Source organism: Mesorhizobium amorphae, from assembly GCF_014843845.1.
GTDB classification, from domain to species: Bacteria; Pseudomonadota; Alphaproteobacteria; order Rhizobiales; family Rhizobiaceae; genus Mesorhizobium; species Mesorhizobium amorphae_A.
This window is the reverse complement of record NZ_JHQS01000053.1, coordinates 112,086-128,300: the sequence shown is the minus strand read 5'-3', so window position 1 is coordinate 128,300 and position 16,215 is coordinate 112,086. Positions and strand designations below refer to the sequence as shown.

The 16,215-nt window shown below is 63.8% G+C and carries 15 protein-coding genes; 11 read left to right on the top strand and 4 right to left on the bottom strand.

Annotation, left to right across the window (positions count from 1 at the left end):
• Position 1: 1 nt before the first annotated feature.
• From DH08_RS21205 to DH08_RS21195, 3 genes are all read left to right on the top strand, one after another.
• Positions 2–259 (top strand): GlsB/YeaQ/YmgE family stress response membrane protein, encoded by a 258-nt coding sequence (locus DH08_RS21205; protein ID WP_192181167.1) that lies wholly within the window; start codon positions 2–4, stop codon positions 257–259.
• 136 nt (positions 260–395) lie between these two features.
• Positions 396–1,361 (top strand): lipoyl synthase, encoded by a 966-nt coding sequence (gene lipA, locus DH08_RS21200; protein ID WP_192181166.1) that lies wholly within the window; start codon positions 396–398, stop codon positions 1,359–1,361.
• Between the two features lie 12 nt (positions 1,362–1,373).
• On the top strand, positions 1,374–1,829 hold the full coding sequence (locus DH08_RS21195; protein WP_192181165.1) for a type II toxin-antitoxin system RatA family toxin: 456 nt from the start codon (positions 1,374–1,376) through the stop codon (positions 1,827–1,829).
• On the opposite strand, the gene DH08_RS21190 is transcribed toward DH08_RS21195, so the two are convergent.
• Both DH08_RS21190 and DH08_RS21185 read right to left on the bottom strand, forming a co-directional pair.
• On the bottom strand, positions 1,826–2,314 hold the full coding sequence (locus tag DH08_RS21190) for a CinA family protein (RefSeq protein ID WP_192181164.1): 489 nt from the start codon (positions 2,312–2,314) through the stop codon (positions 1,826–1,828). The genes DH08_RS21195 and DH08_RS21190 overlap by 4 nt on opposite strands.
• Positions 2,311–3,531 carry a bifunctional 2-C-methyl-D-erythritol 4-phosphate cytidylyltransferase/2-C-methyl-D-erythritol 2,4-cyclodiphosphate synthase gene (locus DH08_RS21185; RefSeq protein ID WP_192181163.1) on the bottom strand — a complete coding sequence of 407 codons (1,221 nt, stop codon included), beginning with the start codon at positions 3,529–3,531 and terminating at the stop codon, positions 2,311–2,313. The genes DH08_RS21190 and DH08_RS21185 overlap by 4 nt, the downstream gene beginning before the upstream one ends.
• A gap of 243 nt (positions 3,532–3,774) precedes the next feature.
• On the opposite strand from DH08_RS21185, the gene dusB reads away from it, so the two are divergent.
• From dusB to hflX, 8 genes are all read left to right on the top strand, one after another.
• The gene (gene dusB / locus DH08_RS21180) at positions 3,775–4,797 is read left to right on the top strand and encodes a tRNA dihydrouridine synthase DusB (protein ID WP_192181162.1); all 1,023 of its coding nucleotides are present in this window, start codon (positions 3,775–3,777) and stop codon (positions 4,795–4,797) included.
• The gene (locus DH08_RS21175; protein ID WP_192181161.1) at positions 4,794–5,939 is read left to right on the top strand and encodes a two-component system sensor histidine kinase NtrB; all 1,146 of its coding nucleotides are present in this window, start codon (positions 4,794–4,796) and stop codon (positions 5,937–5,939) included. Before dusB ends, DH08_RS21175 begins: the two co-directional genes overlap by 4 nt.
• Complete coding sequence (ntrC, locus tag DH08_RS21170) at positions 5,936–7,396, top strand: nitrogen regulation protein NR(I) (RefSeq protein WP_192181160.1); 1,461 nt, start codon at positions 5,936–5,938, stop codon at positions 7,394–7,396. The genes DH08_RS21175 and ntrC overlap by 4 nt, the downstream gene beginning before the upstream one ends.
• Before the next feature lie 192 nt (positions 7,397–7,588).
• Positions 7,589–9,922, top strand: coding sequence for a sensor histidine kinase NtrY-like (locus DH08_RS21165; protein WP_428338792.1), 2,334 nt, complete (start codon positions 7,589–7,591; stop codon positions 9,920–9,922).
• Positions 9,912–11,273, top strand: coding sequence for a nitrogen assimilation response regulator NtrX (gene ntrX / locus DH08_RS21160; RefSeq protein WP_006202174.1), 1,362 nt, complete (start codon positions 9,912–9,914; stop codon positions 11,271–11,273). The genes DH08_RS21165 and ntrX overlap by 11 nt, the downstream gene beginning before the upstream one ends.
• A 103-nt stretch (positions 11,274–11,376) precedes the next feature.
• Positions 11,377–12,240 carry a D-amino-acid transaminase gene (locus DH08_RS21155; RefSeq protein ID WP_192181158.1) on the top strand — a complete coding sequence of 288 codons (864 nt, stop codon included), beginning with the start codon at positions 11,377–11,379 and terminating at the stop codon, positions 12,238–12,240.
• Positions 12,241–12,384: 144 nt separating this feature from the next.
• Positions 12,385–12,630: an RNA chaperone Hfq gene (gene hfq / locus DH08_RS21150; protein ID WP_006202172.1), complete on the top strand. Its 246-nt coding sequence runs from the start codon at positions 12,385–12,387 to the stop codon at positions 12,628–12,630.
• Positions 12,631–14,022, top strand: a complete 1,392-nt coding sequence (hflX, locus tag DH08_RS21145) for a GTPase HflX (RefSeq protein WP_192181157.1) — start codon at positions 12,631–12,633, stop codon at positions 14,020–14,022. It begins immediately after the preceding gene.
• 6 nt (positions 14,023–14,028) lie between these two features.
• Here hflX and mazG read toward each other — a convergent pair whose 3' ends face one another.
• Both mazG and DH08_RS21135 read right to left on the bottom strand, forming a co-directional pair.
• Positions 14,029–14,853, bottom strand: a complete 825-nt coding sequence (mazG, locus tag DH08_RS21140) for a nucleoside triphosphate pyrophosphohydrolase (protein ID WP_192181220.1) — start codon at positions 14,851–14,853, stop codon at positions 14,029–14,031.
• A gap of 112 nt (positions 14,854–14,965) precedes the next feature.
• Positions 14,966–16,150, bottom strand: coding sequence for an amino acid aminotransferase (locus DH08_RS21135; protein ID WP_192181156.1), 1,185 nt, complete (start codon positions 16,148–16,150; stop codon positions 14,966–14,968).
• Positions 16,151–16,215 lie beyond the last annotated feature (65 nt).

Below are 16,215 nucleotides of genomic sequence, written 5' to 3'. Positions count from 1 at the left end.
TATGGACGTGAATGGCGTGGGCTGGATTGCAGCCATCTTCATCGGAGGTCTGGCCGGCTGGCTGGCCGAGATGGTGATGAAGAGCAACACCGGCATCTTCATGAACATCATCATGGGCATCGTCGGCGCGGTGGTGCTGAACGCAATCCTCAGAGCCCTCAGCATCGAGCCCTTCGGCGTCGGCTGGTTCGCCTATCTGATCACCGGCTTCATCGGTGCCTGCCTGCTGATCTTTGTAGGACGGCTGGTGCGCCGTTAGCCGGCATCGATATCTGCTATGCGAAAAAGGCCCTGCCGTCATGCGCCGGCATGACCTTTTTCTTTGCGCCGAAAAGCCTTAGATGACGTTGGAACGCGAGCGCCGGACAGGGGCTCGCCAATGAACCGGGTTTGAGATGGTCACTGTTCTCGACACGATCGCCAATGCACCGCGGCTGCGGCACCCCGAAAAGGCGCACAAGCCTGACCAGGAAGTGCTGCGCAAGCCCGACTGGATCCGCGTCAGGGCGCCGGTCTCGAAGGGCTATGCCGAGACGCGCGAGATCGTGAAGTCGCACAAGCTGGTCACGGTGTGCGAGGAGGCCGGCTGCCCGAACATCGGCGAGTGCTGGGAGAAGAAGCACGCCACCTTCATGATCATGGGCGAGATCTGCACGCGCGCCTGCGCCTTCTGCAATGTCGCCACCGGCATTCCGACCGCGCTCGATCCCGACGAGCCGGCGCGCGTCGCGCATGCCGTCAAGCAGATGGGCCTCAGCCACGTCGTCATCACCTCGGTCGACCGCGACGATCTCGCCGATGGCGGTGCGCAGCATTTCGCCGAGGTCATCCGCGCGATCCGGGCGGCGACGCCATCGACGACGATCGAGATCCTGACGCCGGACTTCCTGCGCAAGGATGGGGCGCTGGAGATCGTCGTGGCGGCCAAGCCCGACGTCTTCAACCACAATCTCGAGACGGTGCCGTCGAACTACCTGACGGTGCGGCCGGGTGCGCGCTATTTCCACTCGATCCGGCTGCTGCAACGGGTGAAGGAGCTCGACCCGTCGATCTTCACCAAGTCCGGCATCATGGTGGGCCTGGGCGAGGAGCGGAACGAGATCCTGCAACTGATGGACGATCTGCGTTCGGCCAATGTCGACTTCATGACCATCGGCCAGTATCTGCAGCCGTCGAAGAAGCACCATCCGGTGATCCGCTTCGTCACGCCGGAGGAGTTCAAATCCTTCGAGACGATCGGCCGGACCAAGGGTTTCCTGCTGATGGCGTCGAGCCCGCTGACGCGCTCCTCGCACCATGCCGGCGACGATTTCGCCAGGCTGCGCGCGGCGCGCGAAGCGCAGCTCAGAAAAACCGCCTGATATCCGGTCTTCATGCCGAAATTCGAAGCCACCCGCCGCGTCGCCCATACGCCGGAAGAGATGTTCAGGCTGGTCGCCGATGTCGAGGCCTATCCGCAGTTCCTGCCGTTGTGCGAGGCGCTGACCGTGCGCTCGCGCAAGGAGCGCGATGGCCGCACCATTCTCGTCGCCGATATGAGCATCGGCTTCAAGGCGATCCGCGAGACCTTCACCACGCAGGTGCTGCTCAAGCCGGACGAGAACACCATCGACGTCAAATACATCGACGGCCCGTTCAAATATCTGAGCAACATCTGGCGCTTCGATCCGGCGACCAGCGGCTGCGAGGTCCACTTCTTCATCGACTACGAGTTCAAGAGCCGAATCTTGGGCGCGCTGATGGGCACGATGTTCGACCGCGGCTTCCGCATGTTTTCCGAAGCTTTCGAGAGGCGGGCGGACGTAATCTACGGCGCGAAGCCGGCTTAACTTTCGCCCAAGGCGCGCAGGCCGAGTTGCAGCGCGTGCCGCACCGTCTCGTGGCGGATGAATTCGCGGCCCTTATGACCGAACAGCCGGTGCTCGGCGACAACCGGCTGGCCTGCAAGTGCTATCCCGAACCAGACCAGGCCGATCGGCTTTTCCGCTGAGCCGCCGCTCGGTCCGGCAATGCCGGTGACGGCAAGCGAGAGGGTTGCGCGTGAATGCGCCAGCGCGCCCGCCGCCATTTCGAGGACGGTCTCGCGCGAGACCGCGCCATGCGCGTCGAGCGTCGCGGCGGAGACGCCGAGCATATCCATCTTGGCCTCGTTGGAATAGGTGATGAAGCCGCGATCGACTACGGCGGAAGAGCCGGCGATATCGGTGAGCGCGGCGATGACCAGGCCGCCGGTGCAGCTTTCGGCCGTCGCCAGCATGATGGCGTGCTGCTGGCAGGCCTGGAGCAGGGCGTTGGCGAGTTCGGCGTTGCTCATGCAGGCACATCTCCCGGAAACACCACGCTGGCGGTGGCGATCGCTGCAATGCCTTCCTCGCGGCCGACAAAGCCAAGTTTTTCGTTGGTCGTCGCCTTGATCGAGATTCGTTCCGACGTAATGCCCAGCATCGAAGCAAGGGCTGCCGTCATCGCTTCGCGGTGCGGGCCGACGCGCGGCGCCTCGCAGATCAGCGTGATGTCTGCGTTGGCGATGCGTCCGCCGCGTTCGCGCACCAGCTTAGCCGCATGTTCGACGAAGATACGCGACGCAGCACCCTTCCATTGCGGATCGGAGGGCGGGAAATGCGTGCCGATGTCGCCGGCGCCGCAGGTGGCAAGCAGCGCATCGGTCAGGGCATGAAGGCCGACATCGGCATCCGAATGGCCGGACAGCTTTTTGTCGTGCGGAATGGCAACGCCGCACAGGGTGACATGGTCGCCGGGCTCGAAGGCGTGGACGTCATAGCCATTGCCGGTGCGGATGTCCGGAAAGCGCTGACGTTCGCCGGAGAGCCGCTGATCGGCCATAGCAATATCCCTTGCCCAGGTGAGCTTCACATTGTCCGGCGAGCCCGGGACGATCTTGACCGGAATATGCGCCCATTCGGCGATCGCGGCATCGTCGGTGAAATCCGCCTTGCCCAGCTGATGCGCCTTTTCATGCGCCGCCAGGATTGGCCAGAACGGAAACCCTTGCGGTGTCTGGGCGGCGTGAAGCCCGTTCCTCGACACGGTCTCTTCGATCATGCCGGCGGCCGACTCGCGTTTCAACGTATCGGCGACGGGCAGCGTTGGCAGTGCCCCCTGGCGTTCGCCGATGGCCTCGATGGTGCGTTCGATCAAGCCGTCGTCGACGAAGGGACGCACCGCGTCATGGATGAGGACCCGGCCCGGCGCGTGGTCCCGCAAGGCGAGCAGCCCCAGCCGTACCGAGGCCTGGCGCGAATCGCCGCCCGTAATAGTGATGACCCGGTCGGCATTGGCGCCGGCCGCCTTGCGGAAGAGGTCGCGGTCGTCGGCATGGATGGCGACGACGACCTGGCCAACCATTGGATGCGCCAGGAACGTGTCCAGCGTGCGTGTTATCACGGCGCGGCCGCCGATGCTCTGATACTGCTTCGGACCATCGACCTGTCCGGCACGCGCGCCGCGACCGGCGGCGACGATCACCACCGCGACTCTGTCCGAAACTTGATTTTCACTTGCGTTCGTCATGCCGATTGGTCCTAGCGCACGGTCCCGAAAAGTGTAATCGGTTTTCGGAAAAGATCGTGCGCCAATTATGAAGTTCCAAAGCGTCCTTTGCGCGTCCAAGGACGCGCGGCGCTTTGGTCGCGGCCAAAGCCGAAGGCCAGCATTTTTCCCAAATGCGCCTTAATGTGGCGTCATTCCGCGTTGCACATTGTCGCCGTTCTGGCTAGAGAATGTGCAGCAATCGAACATGCTTGGTTTTTGTGCATGCCTGAATTGACCAAACTGACTGTGCCGCTCCACGTCGGCGGCGTGACGATCCGCAATCGCGTCTTTCTCGCGCCGATGTCCGGGATTACCGACGAGCCGTTTCGGCAGCGCGCCCATGCGCATGGCGCCGGGCTGGTCGTTTCGGAAATGGTGGCGAGCGGTGAACTGGCCAAGGGCAGGGCGGGCTGCGATCTGCGCATCCGCCATTCCGGATTGCCGGTGCACATGGTGCAACTCGCCGGCCGCGAGGCCGTGCACATGGCCGAAGGCGCGCGCATAGCCGAGGGCGAGGGCGCCGACATCATCGACATCAACATGGGCTGCCCGGCCAAGAAGGTGACCGGCGGCTATGCCGGTTCGGCGCTGATGCGCGATCTCGATCACGCGCTGACGCTGATCGAGGCGGTGGTCGGCGCCGTCGAAGTGCCAGTCACGGTCAAGATGCGGCTCGGCTGGGACGAAGGGGCGCTGAATGCGCCGATGCTCGCGCGTCGCGCCGAGCAGGCCGGCATCCGAATGGTGACAGTACACGGCCGCACGCGCTGCCAGTTCTACCAGGGCAAGGCCGACTGGGGCGCCATCGCGCGTGTCAAGGAAGCGGTGTCGATCCCGGTCGTTGCCAATGGCGATGTCGGTTCGGCCGGCGAGGCGGCGGATATTCTGGAGCAGTCGGGCGCCGACGCGGTGATGGTCGGCCGCGCGCATTATGGTGCGCCGTGGATTGCAGGCAACATCGCGGCGGCCGGCGGCGAGGCAACAGGCATTCCGGAAAGCCCGCGGGCTCTCGCCGACTACATCATCGCCCATTATGAGGACATGCTGACGCTCTATGGCAGCGAAAGCGGGTTGCGCCAGGCGCGCAAGCATCTTGGCTGGTACCTCGAACGCCACGCCGCCGGCGTCGGTCCCGACCAGCGCAAGGTCATTTTGACATCCTTCGAGCCAGCCAGGGTCATTGCCGAACTGCGCAACGCGTTCTCGATCGTCGGCGAACCAGTGACCCAGCGGAGCGCTGCATGAAGGCCACAGTTGCTCAAGAGGCGGACATGGTGGATGCCGCCCAGATCGTGCTGAACACCATCCGCCGCCCGGTGATCATGGTGGATGGCGAAGGCTTCATCACCTACGCCAATGCCGACGCCGAGGATTTCTTTCGCTCCAGCGCCACCATGCTGGCCCGCAACACGCTGTCCAAGCTGGTGCCTTTCGGCAGTCCGCTGCTGACGCTGGTCGACCAGGTGCGCGAACGCCTGGCGCCGGTCAACGAATACCGCGTCGATGTCTCGTCGCCGCGCCTCGGCATCGAAAAGGTCGTCGACCTCTACGTCGCGCCGGTGCCGGAGTTTCCAGGCTCGGTCGTGGTGATGTTCCAGGAACGCTCGATGGCCGACAAGATCGACCGGCAGATGACGCATCGCGGCGCGGCGCGCTCGGTCACCGGGCTGGCCGCCATGCTTGCCCATGAGATCAAGAACCCGCTGTCGGGTATTCGGGGTGCTGCCCAATTGCTTGAACTCTCCGCCTCCGACGAGGATCGGGCGCTGACCCGCCTGATCACCGACGAGACCGACCGCATCGTATCGCTCGTCGATCGCATGGAAGTGTTTTCCGACGAGCGGCCGATCGACCGCTACCCGGTCAACATCCATGTCGTGCTCGACCATGTGAAGGCAATTGCCAAGAACGGTTTTGCAAAGCGGATCAAGATCTTGGAGGAATACGATCCATCGTTGCCTCCGGTTTTCGCCAATCGCGACCAGCTGATCCAAATATTCCTCAACCTGGTCAAGAACGCCGCCGAGGCGATCGGCAGCGACCCGCAGGGCGGCGAGATCGTGCTGTCCACCGCCTTCCGGCCGGGCATCCGCGTTTCGGTGCCGGGAACGCAGGACCGCGTCTCGTTGCCGCTGGAATTCTGCGTGCGCGACAATGGCCCCGGTGTCTCGGAAGATATCCTGCCGATCCTGTTCGATCCCTTCATCACCACCAAGCCGAACGGCTCGGGCCTCGGCCTGGCGCTGGTGGCGAAGCTGGTCGGCGAGCATGGCGGCATCATCGAATGCGATTCAACGCCGCGCGCAACCACATTCCGCATACTGATGCCGGCCTGGAAGCAAACCTCGTTCGGCACCGACGATGACAATGAAGGAGACCGCAAATGACCGTTCGCGGCAATATTCTGGTCGCCGACGACGACGCGGCCATCCGCACGGTCCTCAACCAGGCGCTGTCGCGCGTCGGCCATGAGGTGCGGGTGACCTCCAACGCCTCGACACTGTGGCGCTGGGTGGCGGCGGGCGAGGGCGATCTGGTGATCACCGATGTGGTGATGCCCGACGAGAACGCCTTCGACATGCTGCCGCGCATCAAGAAAGCGCGGCCGGAGCTGCCGGTCATCGTCATGAGTGCGCAAAACACCTTCATGACCGCGATCCGGGCCTCCGAAACCGGCGCCTATGAATATCTGCCGAAGCCGTTCGACCTGACCGAGCTGCTCAGCATCGTCAACCGGGCGCTGGCCGAGCCGAGACGGCCGAAAATCGACGCGCGCGCCGACGAGCAACCGGAGACGATGCCGCTGGTCGGCCGCTCGGCCGCCATGCAGGACATCTACCGCATGCTGGCGCGCATGATGCAGACCGACCTGACGGTGATGATTTCAGGCGAGTCGGGCACCGGCAAGGAACTGGTGGCGCGGGCGCTGCACGAATATGGCCGCCGCCGTGGCGGACCGTTCGTGGCCATCAACATGGCGGCGATTCCCCGCGACCTGATCGAATCGGAACTGTTCGGCCACGAGAAGGGCGCCTTCACCGGGGCGCAGAACCGCTCCACCGGCCGCTTCGAGCAGGCGGAAGGCGGAACGCTGTTCCTCGATGAGATCGGCGACATGCCGATGGAAGCGCAGACGCGCCTGCTGCGCGTGCTGCAGCAGGGCGAATACACCACGGTCGGCGGGCGCACGCCGATCAAGACCGACGTGCGCATCGTCGCCGCCACCAACAAGGATCTGCGCACGCTGATCAACCAGGGGCTGTTCCGCGAGGATCTTTTCTATCGCCTGAATGTCGTGCCGCTGAGGTTGCCGGCGCTGCGCGAGCGCTCCGAGGACGTTCCCGACCTGGTACGGCATTTCTTCAAGCTCGGCGCCAGCGAGGGCCTGCAGACCAAGCGCATCTCGACCGGCGGCATCGAATTGATGAAGCGCTATCCGTGGCCGGGCAATGTGCGCGAGCTGGAAAACCTGGTGCGCAGGCTGGCCGCGCTCTATTCGCAGGACGAGATCTCCGCCGAGATCATCGAGGCCGAGCTGAAGACCGGTGAGCGGCCGGTCGTTCCGGGCGGCGGCAATCTCATTCCGGACGACTTGTCGATCGGCCAGGCGGTGGAGCATTTCCTGCAGCGCTATTTCGCATCCTTTGCCGGCGACCTGCCGCCGGCCGGTCTCTACCAGCGCATTCTATCCGAAGTCGAATATCCGCTGGTTCTGGCATCGATGACGGCGACGCGCGGCAATCAGATCAAGGCTGCCGAACTCTTGGGGCTCAACCGCAATACGCTGCGCAAGAAGATCCGCGAGCTCGGCGTCAACGTCTACAAGTCCTCAAGGCCGGCTTAGAGCGTTTGATCCCATAGAGTCGGGATGGGCTCTATCTCCTTGTTTGAGCGTGATTGTTTCCGAAGACCGGATTCCACTTTTCGAGAATACGCTGTAGTGCCTGTGGACAAAAAGGTCCTGGAGCCGGCGCTTTAGGCGAATGAGCCGGGGAAAGATTTCCGTCCCGGCCACACTTGTTGCATAATCGCCACAATGCGTTGCATAGATCCAACGCAATCACTGGCTCTAAACGGCGACATGGCGACTCAGGCCCCTACACTGAACGAACCGATTTTCAGCAGGCACGGTGTCGAAGACAGGCGCCGGCTGCTGGCGCTGCCTGGCGTTGTGGCGATTGCCGGTGCGCTGGTCACGGCGGCGATTTCCTTTGCCATCCTGGTCGGCGCCACGCCGATCGTACCGAACGAGAGGACGACGCTGGCGCTGATTGCGCTCAATGCCGTCTTCGTCCTGTTCCTGATCGCGCTGGTCAGCCGTGAAGTTCACCGCATCGTGATGGCGCGCCGGCACGGCAAGGCGGCGTCGCGGCTGCATGTGCGCATTGTGGCGATGTTTGCGCTGGTCGCCGCCATCCCGGCCATCATGGTGGCGATCATCGCCTCGATCACGCTCGATATCGGCCTCGACCGCTGGTTCGAGATCCGCACCAAGACGATCGTCAATTCGTCGCTGTCGATTGCAGACGCCTATGTCCAGGAAAACGCCCGCAATCTTCAGGGCACGACGCTGTCGATGGCTTACGATCTCGACGCGTCGCGCACGCTCTACGGCCTCGACCGGACCGGTTTTCTCGACCTGATGAACAAGGAAGCGGTTGGCCGGTCGCTGGCGCATGCGGCGCTGATCAAGCCCGACGGCTCCTTCGTCATGAGCGCCAAGACCGATGCGGATTTCGCCATGCCGGAGCCGCCGGAAGGTGCCGTGACCAGCGCCGCCGACGGCAAGCCGGTGCTGATCGAGCCGAAGACGCGCAACATCATGGGCGCCATCGTCAAGCTGCGCCAAATCGAAGGGCTCTACCTCTACACGATCCGCCTGGTCGATCCCGAAGTGATCAAGGCACGTCAGATCGTCCGATCCAACACCGACGAGTATCGCGGCCTGGAAGACAATCGCCGCACCTCGCAGGTGGCCTTCGCGCTGCCCTATCTGTCGCTGACGCTGATCATCATCCTGTCGGCGATCTGGACCGGCATCGCCGTCGCCGACCGGCTGGTGCGGCCGATCCGCCAGTTGATTGGTGCAGCCGACGAGGTCGCCACTGGCAATCTCGACGTTGCGGTGCCGGTCAGGCCTTCCGACGGCGACGTCGCCTCGCTGGGCGACACGTTCAACAAGATGCTGCTGGAGCTGAAATCGCAGCGCAACGAGATCTTGTCCGCCAAGGACCTGATCGACGAGCGGCGGCGCTTTTCGGAAGCGGTGCTGGCGGGCGTCACCGCCGGCGTCATCGGCGTCGATCCCTATGGCATCGTCACCATCGTCAACCGCTCGGCCGAGACGATGCTGGCCATTTCGGCCACCGCAGCACTCGGGCAGAACCTTTCGGCGGTGTTGCCGCATGTCGGCCGTGTCTTCGAGATCGGCCGCAAGTCGGGCAAACCGGTCTATCGCGAGCAGGTGACCTTCTACCGCGCCGGCGCGGAGCGGACCTTCAACGTGCAGATCACCATCGAGGCGGGCGACGACGGGGCGGAGGAGAAATCCTATGTCGTGACCGTCGACGACATCACCGACCTCGTCCAGGCGCAGCGTTCGTCGGCCTGGGCCGACGTGGCGCGGCGCATTGCGCACGAGATCAAGAACCCGCTGACGCCGATCCAGCTGTCGGCCGAGCGCATCAAGCGCCGCTACGGCAAGGTCATTACCGAAGACCGCGAGGTCTTCGATCAATGCACCGACACCATCATCCGCCAGGTCGAGGATATCGGCCGAATGGTCGACGAGTTCTCGGCCTTCGCGCGCATGCCCAAACCCGAGATGAAGGCCATCGATCTGCGCGAATCGCTGCGCGAGGCCTCGTTCCTGATCGAGGTCAGCCGTTCCGACATCGCCTTCGAGCGGATTTTCGGCAACGAGGCGCTCAAGGGTACCTTCGACAGCCGGCTGATGGCGCAGGCGTTCGGCAACGTCATCAAGAACGCTGCCGAGGCCATTGACGGACTTGATGCAAAAGATCGTTCGGACGGCACAATCCGGATTCAAGCCGGACGGCAGAATGGCGCCATCAGAATCGACGTCATCGACAATGGCAAAGGTTTGCCGCGCGAGAATCGCCAAAGGCTGCTCGAGCCCTATATGACGACACGCGAGAAGGGGACCGGTCTCGGCCTCGCTATCGTCAAGAAGATCGTGGAGGACCATGGCGGCCGGCTTGAACTGCATGACGCGCCAGGGGATTTCCATGGCGGGCGGGGTGCAATGATCAGCATCATCCTGCCGCCTTCTGCTGCTGCCGCGCCGTCGCGCGGCGAGAGCAAGGCGGAAAACGAAAGAGAAACTGAAAAGGTCGGTAATGGCGTCTGACATTCTCATCGTCGATGACGAGGAAGATATCCGCGAACTCGTCGCCGGAATCCTGAGCGACGAAGGTCACGAAACCCGCACGGCATTCGATGCCGACAGTGCGCTGGCGGCAATCGCCGATCGAGCGCCGCGGCTGATTTTCCTCGACATCTGGCTGCAGGGCTCGCGCCTGGACGGTCTGGCATTGCTGGACGAGATCAAGACGATGCATCCGACCTTGCCGGTGGTGATGATCTCCGGCCATGGCAATATCGAAACGGCGGTGTCGGCCATCCGTCGCGGCGCCTATGATTTCATCGAGAAGCCGTTCAAGGCGGACCGGCTCATTCTCATCGCCGAACGGGCGCTGGAAACCTCGAAGCTGCGGCGCGAAGTCTCGGACCTCAAGCAGCGCAGCGGCGAGACCTTCGACCTGATCGGCATGTCGTCGGCGATGAGCCAGTTGCGCCAGACGATCGAGCGGGTCGCGCCGACCAACAGCCGTGTCATGATCATCGGCCCTTCCGGTTCGGGCAAGGAACTGGCGGCGCGCGCCATCCATGCGCTGTCGACGCGCAAGGGTGCACCGTTCGTGACGCTGAGCGCTGCCAACATCACGCCCGAGCGCATGGAGATCGAGCTGTTCGGCACCGAATCGAACGGCACCGAGCGCAAGGTCGGTGCGCTGGAGGAAGCGCATCGCGGCATCCTCTATATCGACGAAGTGGCCGACATGCCGCGCGAGACGCAAAACAAGATCCTGCGCGTGCTGGTCGAGCAGCAGTTCGAACGGGTAGGGGGCACCAAACGGGTCAAGGTCGACGTCCGCATCATCTCGTCGACCTCGCAGAACCTGGAAGCGATGATTGCCGACGGCCGTTTCCGCGAGGACCTCTATCATCGCCTGGCGGTGGTTCCGGTCATGGTTCCGGGACTGGCCGAGCGGCGCGAGGACATTCCGTATCTGGTCGACAATTTCATGAAGCAGATCGCGCGCCAGGCCGGCATCAAGCCGCGCCGCATCGGCGACGACGCGCTGGCGGTGCTGCAGGCGCACAACTGGCCGGGGAACGTGCGCCAGCTGCGCAACAATGTCGAACGGTTGATGATCCTGGCGCGCGGCGACAATGTCGATGCGCCGATTACCGCCGACCTGTTGCCGTCCGAGATCGGCGACGTCATGCCGCGCACGCCGAACCAGTCCGACCAGCACATCATGGCGCTGCCGCTGCGCGAGGCGCGCGAACAGTTCGAGAAGGACTATCTGATCGCCCAGATCAACCGCTTCGGCGGCAACATCTCGAAGACGGCCGAATTCATCGGCATGGAGCGCTCGGCACTTCACCGCAAGTTGAAGTCGCTCGGCGTCTGACCGCGGGGCCCGCGTGAGGCCGGCCGGTCTGGTCCACGCGATTGCCGGTTACGGCCACGGCGGAATCGCCTAAGAAGGCCGGGACGTTTCTCGAGGGTTTCTCATGCCGCGTATTGCCTATGTGAACGGGCGCTATGTCGCCCATGCCGACGCATCCGTGCACATCGAAGATCGCGGCTATCAATTCGCCGACGGCGTCTACGAGGTTTGCGAGGTGGCGCGCGGCTTCATCGTCGACATGCCGCGCCATCTGGCACGGCTGGACCGTTCGTTGAACGAGCTGTCGATCGAGTGGCCCGTCACGCGCGGTGTGCTGCCGCTTATCCTGCGCGAGGTGGTGCGCCGCAACCAGGTCGCCAACGGCCTGGTCTATGTCCAGGTGACGCGCGGGGTCGCCAGCCGCGATTTTGTTTTCCCGGCGGCGGACACCAGGCGGTCCCTGGTGGTGACCGCCAGAAAGGCCGATCCGGCCGCTGCAGCCAAAAGGGCGGAGACCGGCATCAAGGTGATCACCGTGCCGGAGAACCGTTGGGACCGGGTCGACATCAAGACCGTCGGCTTGCTGCCCAACGTGCTCGCCAAACAGAAGGCCAAGGAGGCCGGCGCCCAGGAGGCCTGGTTCATCGACACTGACGGCACGGTCAAGGAAGGTGGCTCGTCGAACGCCTGGATCGTCACCAGGGATGGGGTGCTGGTGACGCGGCCGGCCGAGCACGGCATCCTGCGCGGCATTACCCGCACGACGCTGTTCGAGGTCGCCGCCAAGCTCGGCCTGAAGGTCGAAGAGCGGGGCTTTTCGGTGGCTGAAGCCAAGGCGGCGCGGGAGGCTTTCATCAGTTCGGCGACCACGATCGCCATGCCGGTGGTGGCAATTGACGGTGCTCCCGTCGCCAACGGCCACCCCGGCTCAGTAACACTTTCGTTGCGCCAAGCCTTTTTTGACGTTGCGGAAAAAAGTCCAGCCTGATAACCGCACAGGTGGAATGAACATCAATTTATCTCGTTCTGCTTGTCGTTACTGACGGCAAGAGGGTGTTTGCGTGCTTGACATGCGCCCGGTAATTTGGCGCATTGGCTGCAAACCGAAGGGGATCGGCGAAAGACAAGAACAATGGCGGAACGATCGCAAAACCTTCAGGACCTGTTCCTGAATTCAGTTCGCAAGAGCAAAAATCCACTCACCATCTTCCTCATCAACGGCGTGAAGCTGACCGGCGTCGTCACTTCGTTCGACAATTTTTGTGTGTTGCTACGTCGAGACGGCCATTCCCAGCTTGTCTACAAGCACGCCATTTCCACGATCATGCCGAGCCAGCCGGTTCAGATGTTCGATGGCGAGGAAAGCCAGGGCGCCTGATTGGCTCGTGAGAAAGACGCGGACCGCAGCGTCCGCGGAAAATTGGCACATCAGCCGGGGACGGAAGCCAAAGGCCCGACCCGGGCTGTCGTCATCGTGCCTGTGCTTACCCGCCATCAGCGCAGCGACGATGAGTCGAACCGTCCGCGGCTGACGCGTTCGGCCGAGGCCCGCCACGACGAAGCGGTCGGCCTTGCCCGCGCCATCAACCTCGATCTGATCCACACGGCCGTGGCCACCGTCAACGATCCGCGCCCGGCGACCTTGCTGGGCAGCGGCAAGGTCGAGGAGTTCGCCGAGATCGTCAAAGAGGGCCACGCCGAAGTGGTCATCGTCGACCATCCGCTGACGCCCGTGCAGCAGCGCAATCTGGAGAAGGAACTGAACGCCAAGGTGCTGGATCGCACCGGGCTCATCCTGGAGATCTTCGGCGAGCGCGCGCGGACCAAGGAAGGCACGCTGCAGGTGGAGCTTGCCCATCTCAACTACCAGAAGGGCCGCCTGGTGCGCAGCTGGACCCACCTCGAACGCCAGCGCGGCGGCGCAGGCTTCCTCGGCGGTCCCGGCGAAACGCAGATCGAATCCGACCGGCGCATCCTGCAGGACAAGATCATCAAGCTGAAGCATGAGCTGGAAACGGTGCGCCGCACCCGCGACCTGCACCGTGCCAAGCGCAAGAAGGTGCCGTTCCCGGTTGTGGCGATCGTCGGCTACACCAATGCCGGAAAATCGACGCTGTTCAACAAGCTGACCGGGGCAGGAGTGCTGGCCGAGGACATGCTGTTCGCCACGCTCGATCCGACGCTACGCCGCGTGCGCCTGCCGCACGGCACGCCGATCATTCTTTCGGATACGGTCGGCTTCATCTCAGACCTGCCGACGCATCTGGTCGCGGCCTTCCGGGCAACGCTGGAAGAGGTGGTCGAGGCCGATCTGGTCATCCATCTGCGCGACATCTCCGACCCCGACACGGCCGCGCAGGCCGAGGATGTCGAGCGCATCCTGGCCGACCTTGGCGTCGATGCCGGCGATGCCAAGCGCGTCATCGAAGTCTGGAACAAGATCGACCTGCTCGACGAGGGCAACCGCGCCAGGCTGCTGGCCGATGGTAATGACGGCAGCAAGGCGCCGCCCATTGCTATTTCCGCCATCACCGGCGAAGGGCTCGACGCGCTGAAGGCGCTGATCGAGACGCGGATGGCGGGCGAACTGGGGGAATTGACGGTGACGATCGAACCGGCGCAGTTCGGCCTCGTCGACTGGCTCTACCGCAATGGCGATGTCGTTTCGCGGACCGACAATGAGGATGGCAGCGCGACCATCTCGCTCAAGGCCACGCACAGCGCCCGGCAAGAGGTCGAGAGCCGATTGCACCGTAAAAACAACGGGTAAGCCTGGTTATTTCGCGCCCTTGGCCTGCTGCCAGAGCGCTTCCATCTCGTCCAGCGTCGCCTTTTCCAGCGTGTTGCCGGAGGCTTCCAGCGCCCGCTCGACATAGTGGAAGCGCGAGCGGAATTTCTCGTTGGTGCCGCTGAGTGCTGCTTCGGCGTCGAGCTTGAGGTGTCGCCCGAGATTGACGATGGCAAATAGCATGTCGCCGAACTCGTCCTTGATGGGTGCCGCGTCGCCCTTGGCGAGAGCCTCGCGCAGCTCGGCGATCTCCTCCTCGATCTTGTCGAGGATAGGCGCCGCTTCGCTCCAGTCGAAGCCGACTCGGGCCGCTTTCTCCTGAAGCTTCAAGGCGCGCGTCAAGCCGGGCAGGGCGACCGGCACACTGTCCAGAAACCCCTTGCCGTGGTCTTCCGGATCGTGGCCGCGGGCGATACGGGCAGCTCGCTTCTCGGCTTTCTCCTGCGATTTGATCTTCTCCCACATGCCCTTGGCCATGCCGGCGCTGCGCGCTTCTTCGTCGCCGAAGACATGCGGATGGCGGCGGATCATCTTCGTGGTGATGGCCTGGACTACGTCGCCGAAGGCGAATTCGCCTGATTCTTCCGCCATTTGCGCATGATAGACGACCTGCAGCAGGAGATCGCCGAGCTCTTCGCGCAGATCGTCAAGGTCGCCGCGCGCAATCGCGTCCGCCACCTCGTAGGCTTCCTCGATCGTGTAGGGCGCAATGGTCGAAAAATCCTGCTCGATATCCCACGGGCAGCCGGTTTTCGGCGCCCTGAGCGCCGCCATGATCTCGATCAGCCGGGAAATGTCTTGCGAGGGTTTCATCAGCCGGATGCTATCGTGCATGCGGCCGGCCGGCCAATGCCGTCGGTCGGCGAGGGGGCATTGTCCACAGGTGCCGGCATGCAACCAGCCGATCCCGAGAGGTCGACTGGCGCTAGTCGAGCACCGAGACGATCGCCTTGGCGAGCTTGTCCATGCCGTCTTCCGGCAGGCCGGCGACATTGATGCGGCTGTCGCCGACCATGTAGACGCCATACTCGGCGCGCAGGCGCTCGACCTGCGCCTCGGTCAGGCCAAGCCGCGAAAACATGCCGCGATGGCTGGCGACGAAATCGAAGCGATCGGAGTTCGACTGCCGGCGCAGCGCCTCGGCGAACGCGACGCGCAGCCTCAGCATGCGCAGGCGCATCTCCTCGAGCTCCGCTTCCCAGTCGGCCCGAAGGGCAGCATCTTCCAGAACCATCCGCACCGCCGCCGCGCCATGGTCCGGCGGCATCGAATAGATGGCGCGCGCCGCGGACAGCATCTGGCTCATCGCCACATCGGCCTGGGCGCCATCCTTGGCCAGGATCATCGCCGCGCCGACGCGGTCGCGGTAGACGGCAAAATTCTTCGAACAGCTCGAGGCGACGACCATTTCAGGGACTTTTGCGGCGAGCAGGCGCAGACCAGCAGCGTCGGCGTCCAGTCCTTCGCCAAAGCCCTGATAGGCAATGTCGACAAAGGGCAACAGGCCGCGCTCGACAACAAGGTCGGTCACTCCGGCCCACTGCGCCGCATCGAGATTGGCGCCGGTCGGGTTGTGGCAGCAGCCATGCAGCAGCACAACGTCGCCGCTCTTGGCGGTCCGCAATGCCGCCAGCATGTCGTCGAAGCGAACCGCGCCAGAGGCGGCATCGAAATAGGGGTATTCGCGGATCTGCAGGCCGGCGGCGCGCATCACCGGCATATGGTTCGGCCACGTTGGGTCCGACAGCCAGATCGTAGCGTCGGCGCGCGTGCGCTTCAAAAGTTCGGCCACAAGCCGCAGCGCGCCGGACCCGCCGGGCGCTTGCGCGGCGCGAATGCGCGAGAAGTCGACTGCCTCGCCAAAGGCCAGCCTGGCCATCGCCGTGTTGAACCCGGTGTCGCCGGCAAGGCCGAGGTAGGTCTTGGTGTCCTGGCTCTGCAACAGGCGCTTTTCGGCTTCGCGCAAGGCGCGCATGACCGGCGTCTTGCCGTCGCGGTCCTTGTAGACACCAACGCCGAGGTCGAGCTTGTCCGGGCGCGGGTCGGCGCGATAGAGGCCGATCAAGGCAAGGATCTTGTCGGCAGGGGCGGGCTGCAGGGTTTCGAACATCGACATGGCTCCAATGGCGGCGGAGTGATACGCAAATCGGCCGGGCTTCGCCAGCGGTTTCCTAT

What these genes read in the sequence shown, in the direction of transcription:
- DH08_RS21205 (WP_192181167.1), top strand. Translation starts at nt 2, where the DNA reads ATGGACGTGAATGGCGTGGGCTGGATTGCAGCCATCTTCATCGGAGGT.
- lipA (WP_192181166.1), top strand. Translation starts at nt 396, where the DNA reads ATGGTCACTGTTCTCGACACGATCGCCAATGCACCGCGGCTGCGGCAC.
- DH08_RS21195 (WP_192181165.1), top strand. Translation starts at nt 1,374, where the DNA reads ATGCCGAAATTCGAAGCCACCCGCCGCGTCGCCCATACGCCGGAAGAG.
- DH08_RS21190 (WP_192181164.1), bottom strand. Translation starts at nt 2,314, where the DNA reads ATGAGCAACGCCGAACTCGCCAACGCCCTGCTCCAGGCCTGCCAGCAG.
- DH08_RS21185 (WP_192181163.1), bottom strand. Translation starts at nt 3,531, where the DNA reads ATGACGAACGCAAGTGAAAATCAAGTTTCGGACAGAGTCGCGGTGGTG.
- dusB (WP_192181162.1), top strand. Translation starts at nt 3,775, where the DNA reads ATGCCTGAATTGACCAAACTGACTGTGCCGCTCCACGTCGGCGGCGTG.
- DH08_RS21175 (WP_192181161.1), top strand. Translation starts at nt 4,794, where the DNA reads ATGAAGGCCACAGTTGCTCAAGAGGCGGACATGGTGGATGCCGCCCAG.
- ntrC (WP_192181160.1), top strand. Translation starts at nt 5,936, where the DNA reads ATGACCGTTCGCGGCAATATTCTGGTCGCCGACGACGACGCGGCCATC.
- DH08_RS21165 (WP_428338792.1), top strand. Translation starts at nt 7,589, where the DNA reads ATGCGTTGCATAGATCCAACGCAATCACTGGCTCTAAACGGCGACATG.
- ntrX (WP_006202174.1), top strand. Translation starts at nt 9,912, where the DNA reads ATGGCGTCTGACATTCTCATCGTCGATGACGAGGAAGATATCCGCGAA.
- DH08_RS21155 (WP_192181158.1), top strand. Translation starts at nt 11,377, where the DNA reads ATGCCGCGTATTGCCTATGTGAACGGGCGCTATGTCGCCCATGCCGAC.
- hfq (WP_006202172.1), top strand. Translation starts at nt 12,385, where the DNA reads ATGGCGGAACGATCGCAAAACCTTCAGGACCTGTTCCTGAATTCAGTT.
- mazG (WP_192181220.1), bottom strand. Translation starts at nt 14,853, where the DNA reads ATGAAACCCTCGCAAGACATTTCCCGGCTGATCGAGATCATGGCGGCG.
- DH08_RS21135 (WP_192181156.1), bottom strand. Translation starts at nt 16,150, where the DNA reads ATGTTCGAAACCCTGCAGCCCGCCCCTGCCGACAAGATCCTTGCCTTG.